The organism is Cellulophaga sp., from assembly GCF_039943695.1.
In the GTDB taxonomy this organism is placed as follows: Bacteria; Bacteroidota; Bacteroidia; order Flavobacteriales; family Flavobacteriaceae; genus Cellulophaga.
In genome coordinates this window covers 1-6,331 of the sequence record NZ_JBDVAA010000149.1, presented here as the reverse complement: position 1 = coordinate 6,331, position 6,331 = coordinate 1, and the positions used below count along the sequence as shown (strand labels likewise).

Genomic DNA, 6,331 nt, shown 5'->3' with positions numbered 1-6,331 from the left:
CACCATATGAAGTATGCTTATCATTATTAGCATTATGTTTGGCCATTTTCATAGCCGAAATTAATCCTTGACTAAAATCTAATTCTTTCATAGTTATTACTGAATTACTACTTTATACGGAATGTTACTGATTGACTTATTTGTCAATTCATTTTCAAAATAAACACCTAATCTATCTAAATCTTGTTTAGATGAAAATAAAGTGTTTAATGTAATTAAAACATCTGTTGTTCTTATTATTCCTTTTTTCTTTTCTTTTGAAATTTGTGCTCCTGGTTGTATTTGTATTTTAGATACGTAGTTACCTATTTGCTGATTTATAAAACTTTTTACATCTGCCTTAGAAACTATACGTTCTTTTGTAAGCAAGCCATACCTTAAACTATCTACCTGTTCTCTTTCTCCTTTTCTAATTTTACCACCAACAGTAGTTGTTAACAAGCGAGTTTTTTTCATATCAAACTCATTAGTGGCATATTGATTAAATGTACTTTGTTCATTAAAATCATTAGCCAAATCTGCATTACTTGTCCAATATTCTATTTCATAATTGGTTGCATTAGGAAAAGGGTAGGTTAATAAAAATGTACTTTCAGACACATCTATATCTTTTACTTTATCTATTGCTTTTTGCTCTAGCAAGTCTAGCTGTTTTATTAATTCTTCTAAATAAGTATCTAACCTTTCAGGGTTCATAGCTGCATATGCATTACCTTCTTCTCTAATAGATTGTGTTACCTTATTTATTAAAACTTTTGCGCTTCTAGTATCAAACTTTTCTATATCTCCAAAATAGAGAGAGTATGTACCGTTTCTTCTATTTTCATAATCGTTTAAAATATTCTTTAAATATTTTCCATTATCATCTTGAGCAGATTTAACATTTAAAAAATAATTTTTATGCTCACATGGGAGAGATACTATTCTTCCGTTTTTACTATAATTGTGCTGTTTATAAACTCTTTGCCTATTAACTACAGGAACGGTGTTAAGAGAAACATTAAATTGTTCTATTTTTTGCTTATCAAAAATTTCTGGCAGCTTAATTTTTATCCAAAAAAGACTTTGATCATAATCTATATCCTCTACTTCTTTTTTAGAGAACGGAAATAAATGGCTCAAAGACTTTTTTATATGAGTACTACCTTCTAAATCTAAATCATAAAAATAATCCTTATAAAACGTAGTTATTTCTTCAGAATAATGTGTTTCATCAAGCTCATTAGAGTCAAAGTTACCCTTAGAACACCTTATATTAACTCTGTTTTCACCATTAACAGACATTGTATTTAAAAGAGGATACAAATTTAGATCTTCCATTAATACGGTTAAGGATAAACGGTCTAATTTATGAAGCTTTTCTTGGTCAATTTCTATACCTAACCATAGTGTATTGTCTTCTACTCTATTTTCTTTATCAAAAAAAGTATTACTAATAGCCTCGTTATTAATATACTGTACCAACTGCGTATTGTACAACTTATATTTTACTGCTGCATTATGTACGGTACTATTTACTAGAGGCGTAAAAAAGACACTTAAGTTATCTTTACCATAACTACTAGTATTTACATAAAAATGATTATCTGGAGTAACAGTATATGTTTCCTCATTAGGGTACATTAGCATTAAAGCATGTGCAGGCATTGGAGAAGACCACTTACTACTTAATAATATTCTAGATAACCTGTGAAGCAGCTGGGTATCAGACAATTTAATTTCTTGATGTAGCTTTGCTTTTTCATAAGCAAAAACATCTATTAAAAGGTCTATTAAGGGGTCTATGCTATTAGCCTCTTTTATACCCCATAACTCCATAGAGCGTTCTAACATCCTTTTTTTCAATGTTAAAAATGTTTGGTCTCTCATACTAATTTATTGGGATAAAGGACTTATATATATTAAGGTATTAAAATTAAAATCCATATCGTTTTCTATTAATTTTGCCTTTACAGCTATCTGTGATTTTCTGCGTATTTGTGTATTTTCACTACTAGATAAGTTATCATCAACCTCAGACAAAACAACGGACACTTTAATATCTTTTAATCTAAATTCATATTTTTTTATGGCTTCAGTTAAAGAATTTTCTACCCGTTCTTCCCAATCTTTAATTCTTACTAACTGACTAAATTCTAGCTCCCAAATTTGCGAACCAAAATCATCTCTACCTACAACTTCGCCGTATCTAGAGGTAATCATCATCATTATATGCTGCGCTATAGATTCAACTTTAGAACATCTATCTGCGCTTTTATTTGTTAAAATTTCAGAAAAATCTATTGGCAACTTTAAATAGTTCATTAGTTTTATATCTTTATCAGTAATATCTTACGCATGCACTTACAGTGTTTTAAACAAATATAATTTTATTGTTTTAAATAAAAGAGGTATATTCATATTAAAATTATAAAAAACTAGATAACATTAATAAAAAAAATAGACAATATGGCAATGTATAATTATGGTATTGGGGGTAATGAAGTAAAGTTAGATGTAAACGAATCTATAGCAGACATCCCTTCTAACAGAACTTTATTGGTTCAAAAATTAACTGATGAAGCACCAGTTTCACCAGAGGCAATACATGGTTTACAAACAGTGGAGCAAGTTTTTGAAAAATTTTCTCCGTCTGTAAAATTAGAACACCAAGATGAAAACGGCAGTGAGGTAAGTGAGGTAATGAACTTTAAAAACATTGGAGATTTTGATTCTAAAAAAATTAAAGAGAACAGTGAATTTTTAAGTAAGTTAGATATTGAGAAAGAACAAAATGTAAAAATTTCTCGTCAACTATCTTCTAACAGAGCCCTTTTAAAGGCTTTAGAGAACCCTGACACTAAAAATGCACTTATTCAAATTTTAGAAGATTCTATTTCTGAAATTAAAAATGCTGAAAAATAACGATCAAAAAATTAAATAATGGCAGAAAAGACTCAAACAAGTAAATCTATAGCTACACAAACTAAACAAGCTGAAACAGTAGATTTATCAGCTTCAATAGATTTATTAAAAGAATTTGGTGGTTTCTCTTTTTTAGAAAATGTAATTGATGGGTACACTAATCTTAACCCTAACAGAAAAGCAAGAAGAAATATATTTTTAACAGATGACCAATGGGAGTCTGAACGTAAAAATTTAACGAACAGATTAACTGTTTGGTTGGATCTTTTAAAGAGCGACAAAAACAGTGAAGAAATGCGTGACATTGCCAAAGAAAAGGCACTTAAAGTAGGAGAAGTCCTAAATGCTAATCTTAAGCAAGCTTTAAAAAGAACTAAAGAATTAGAAACTTCTTACAGATCATTAGCACATTTCTACAAAAATACAGAGAGTGACAAGGTTAAAAACGTAACTATTGTTAACGCTAGTATGCATCAATTAAAAGATTTAGATAATCCTTACTTTATAGATTATATAGGTAATGAGCTAAAACAAAATTTTGACAGACTAGATTTAAGACAAAACTATTCTTTATTAGTTATACCTGGTTATTTAGGAACTAATGCTATCCTAGATAAGTGGTCTAAAATAGCTTTTGACAACAAAACTGTTTTACTAACAGATTTTCAAGATTTAGAAACACCAGACGATGTTGTGGATCTTTTCTTTAACTCTAACCATACTGGCGGAGACGTTTACAAATCTAATACACTAATGACTTGTAACTGGTTATTAGGAAGAAAAAAAGATGATATTGTTGGCGAGGAAGACAACTTATATGTTCCTCCTTCTTCTGCACTTGCTGGTAAAATATACAGCACATTAATGTCACAAGTTGTAGCGGGTAAAAAGTTTGGTGGTATTAACGAAGTAGAAAGTGTACGTTTTGATCTTAAAAAGAGTGAAATCTCTGAGCTAGAAAAAATGGGATTAGTACCTATGGTTAATGAGTACAGTAAAGTTATGGCTTTTTCTGCTAAAACACTTTTTAACGGAGACAACCTAGGATTACAAACCTATTCTGTTGTTCGTGTATTTGATTATATTACAAAGGTATTATTTGACTTTTTAAACAGAAGAGCTTTTGAAAACTGGACTACCAGAACAGAGTCTGATTTAAGAAGCCAAATTGTTAAATTCTTAGATAGTATTCATGGACCAACAAAACTTATTGAGAAATTTAAGGTAATGAAAATAGAGCAAGATCCTAACCAAAAAGACAGAGTCTTAATAGATCTTCATATTACACCATATTTTCCTGCAAAAAGTTTTGTAATACAATTAGATGGTCACAAAGGAGATGGCCCAGAAGAGGCTGTTTGGCATAGTGAATATAACCAACAATAATAGCATACCAAGGAGTGGTCTTTATATAAAGACCATTCCTTATTTAATACCCCAAAAAAACAATTAAAATTTAGTCCCAAATAGCAACTCTAAGACTATTTTAGATACTCCCCTTTTCTGCTAAATTTTATTTTCCATAAAAAAAACACTGAATTCAGTGAACATTAATTACTGTTAATTACCTGCAAACAGTAAAATTTTAATCTACAGTAAAAACAGACAAAAAAAACTGTTTTTTATGTAAATTTTATAGGAAAAATTAAATATCTTGGTCAAAAAAATTACAAAATATATTACACATAATTAATTTATAACTATTTATAAGTAGCCACATACTAGTAACTATAAATAGCAACTATTTTTATAAAAATAGTACTATTATAAAATTTTAATTATGTAGTAAGAAAAGACTTTATTAAAACCAGATAGCACTACAAGTAAAACCGTAGGCAATTAATATTACAAAACAACTAACTAAACCCAAAATGGGTTGATTTTTTAAATACAAATTTTATTTAATGAAACCGTTAAACTACATTAAAAGAAGAAAACAAATTTTAAAATTCTCTCTATACTTTAGTTTCCTAATAATTGTACTACTAGTATGTGGATCTTTTACCCTAAATACAGCAACTAAAGGAATTACACTCTTAAACGAAAAAAAGGCTAGCTACGATGCTATTTTTAACAAACAAGCACAACTCAACTACCAGTTAGAGGACATTTATAAAAACTTAAGTAGCCTAAAAAACAAGCAAAGAACACTAACAGAGCACAAGGAAATGCAAAAACTTATTTCTGACACTCGCTTAAGTTTAGAAAAAGAAATTAACATTAATAAGCAAGACGCCAAACATTACGAGTTATACCAAGAACTATTTAAGCATTTAGGAGAAATACAATCTATAATGGATGTGTACAAAAAAGAAGAAAGTAAAAGATTGTACAACATTGACCAGTTAGAAAAATGCAAACAAAAATATAAAGAAATAAACTCTAACCAATTTAATTAACTATGCAACTAAATGAAAATTCTTGGCGAAAAATTAGGTTCACACTATTTTTCTCCTGGGTCGTAGGTATCCTGTTTGTAATAATTGTCAATTTCTTTATTTCGGTTCCTGTTTTAGAGAGTAAAGAGATAATGAGCGACATTAGAAATTCTGAAGAAATTTTAAGTGCTCAAAAAAAATACATTACGCAAGTTGTTACTTTACACGACACTATAAAAACTATAGAGTTTGATATTAATCAAGTACAAAGAATTGATGGCATTAAAAGAGATATTTATGCACTTGAAGACATTTACAAAATAAACAACAAGAACAACAAGTATAGTTTTGGACAACAATCATCTAGAATATTAAAAATATACTTTGATATTAATGAAGCACTGAACAAATCAATGAAAAACAACAAATTGATAGAAAAGAACCTAAATGAATGTAAAGCAAATATATAGACATGAATAACAAAAATAAAATTATACTATTGAGTGTACTCCTACTAATCTCATTAGTTATTATCATTTTAAGTTTTTACCCTTTTAATTCTGAGTTAAAAAATTTAGATTTCTATGTTTTTGATTCTAATGACAACAGCCATTATGAACAAAATGAAGAATTAGATTTTTTCTTAAATGATACATCTGTAGTAAAAGACAAAAAACTAGTGTGGCATTTTGGCAATGGAGACACATTAAAACGCAACTTAGACGTAAAATACAAATACAAAGAACCTGGTAAATATTTAGTTACTGTAGATATAGACAAAAACCAAACACTATCTAAATATATCAAGGTAATATCTGTTAAAGAGCGTAGAGTAATAGACTCTATACCTAAGCTTTTTGGCCCAGATGAAGGCTATACAGGAGAAGAGTTAATATTTACTTCTCAAGGGCCAGGAATAGAAACTTGGTACTGGGAGTTTGGAGAAACAGGAACTGTAGATGCGTACGAAAAACAAAATGTATACGTATACTCAGAGCCAGGAACTTATGATGTAAAACTAACAACCAATACTACAGAATACCCTATAT

At 29.0% G+C, this 6,331-nt stretch carries 6 protein-coding genes and 1 pseudogene; 5 read left to right on the top strand and 2 right to left on the bottom strand.

Going from position 1 to position 6,331, the window contains the following annotated elements:
- Positions 1-96 precede the first annotated feature (96 nt).
- Both ABJD66_RS09650 and ABJD66_RS09645 read right to left on the bottom strand, forming a co-directional pair.
- Positions 97-1,845 carry a hypothetical protein gene (locus ABJD66_RS09650; protein ID WP_348130879.1) on the bottom strand — a complete coding sequence of 583 codons (1,749 nt, stop codon included), beginning with the start codon at positions 1,843-1,845 and terminating at the stop codon, positions 97-99.
- Between the two features lie 30 nt (positions 1,846-1,875).
- Positions 1,876-2,304: a GPW/gp25 family protein gene (locus ABJD66_RS09645; protein ID WP_100893717.1), complete on the bottom strand. Its 429-nt coding sequence runs from the start codon at positions 2,302-2,304 to the stop codon at positions 1,876-1,878.
- A gap of 144 nt (positions 2,305-2,448) precedes the next feature.
- On the opposite strand from ABJD66_RS09645, the gene ABJD66_RS09640 reads away from it, so the two are divergent.
- The 5 genes and pseudogenes from ABJD66_RS09640 to ABJD66_RS09620 all read left to right on the top strand — a co-directional run.
- Complete coding sequence (locus ABJD66_RS09640) at positions 2,449-2,904, top strand: hypothetical protein (protein WP_100893718.1); 456 nt, start codon at positions 2,449-2,451, stop codon at positions 2,902-2,904.
- Between the two features lie 18 nt (positions 2,905-2,922).
- Complete coding sequence (locus ABJD66_RS09635; RefSeq protein ID WP_100893719.1) at positions 2,923-4,290, top strand: DUF5458 family protein; 1,368 nt, start codon at positions 2,923-2,925, stop codon at positions 4,288-4,290.
- A 518-nt stretch (positions 4,291-4,808) separates the two neighbouring features.
- On the top strand, positions 4,809-5,303 hold the full coding sequence (gene tssO, locus ABJD66_RS09630) for a type VI secretion system TssO (RefSeq protein WP_100893720.1): 495 nt from the start codon (positions 4,809-4,811) through the stop codon (positions 5,301-5,303).
- A gap of 2 nt (positions 5,304-5,305) precedes the next feature.
- Positions 5,306-5,752, top strand: a complete 447-nt coding sequence (gene tssO, locus ABJD66_RS09625) for a type VI secretion system TssO (RefSeq protein ID WP_100893721.1) — start codon at positions 5,306-5,308, stop codon at positions 5,750-5,752.
- Positions 5,753-5,781: 29 nt separating this feature from the next.
- Positions 5,782-6,331: pseudogene (locus ABJD66_RS09620) on the top strand (PKD domain-containing protein); the annotation flags it as partial.

Bases quoted from the DNA above. Each gene is read 5' to 3' on its own strand.
- ABJD66_RS09645 (WP_100893717.1), bottom strand. From the start codon at position 2,304: ATGAACTATTTAAAGTTGCCAATAGATTTTTCTGAAATTTTAACAAAT.
- ABJD66_RS09640 (WP_100893718.1), top strand. From the start codon at position 2,449: ATGGCAATGTATAATTATGGTATTGGGGGTAATGAAGTAAAGTTAGAT.
- ABJD66_RS09635 (WP_100893719.1), top strand. From the start codon at position 2,923: ATGGCAGAAAAGACTCAAACAAGTAAATCTATAGCTACACAAACTAAA.
- tssO (WP_100893720.1), top strand. From the start codon at position 4,809: ATGAAACCGTTAAACTACATTAAAAGAAGAAAACAAATTTTAAAATTC.
- tssO (WP_100893721.1), top strand. From the start codon at position 5,306: ATGCAACTAAATGAAAATTCTTGGCGAAAAATTAGGTTCACACTATTT.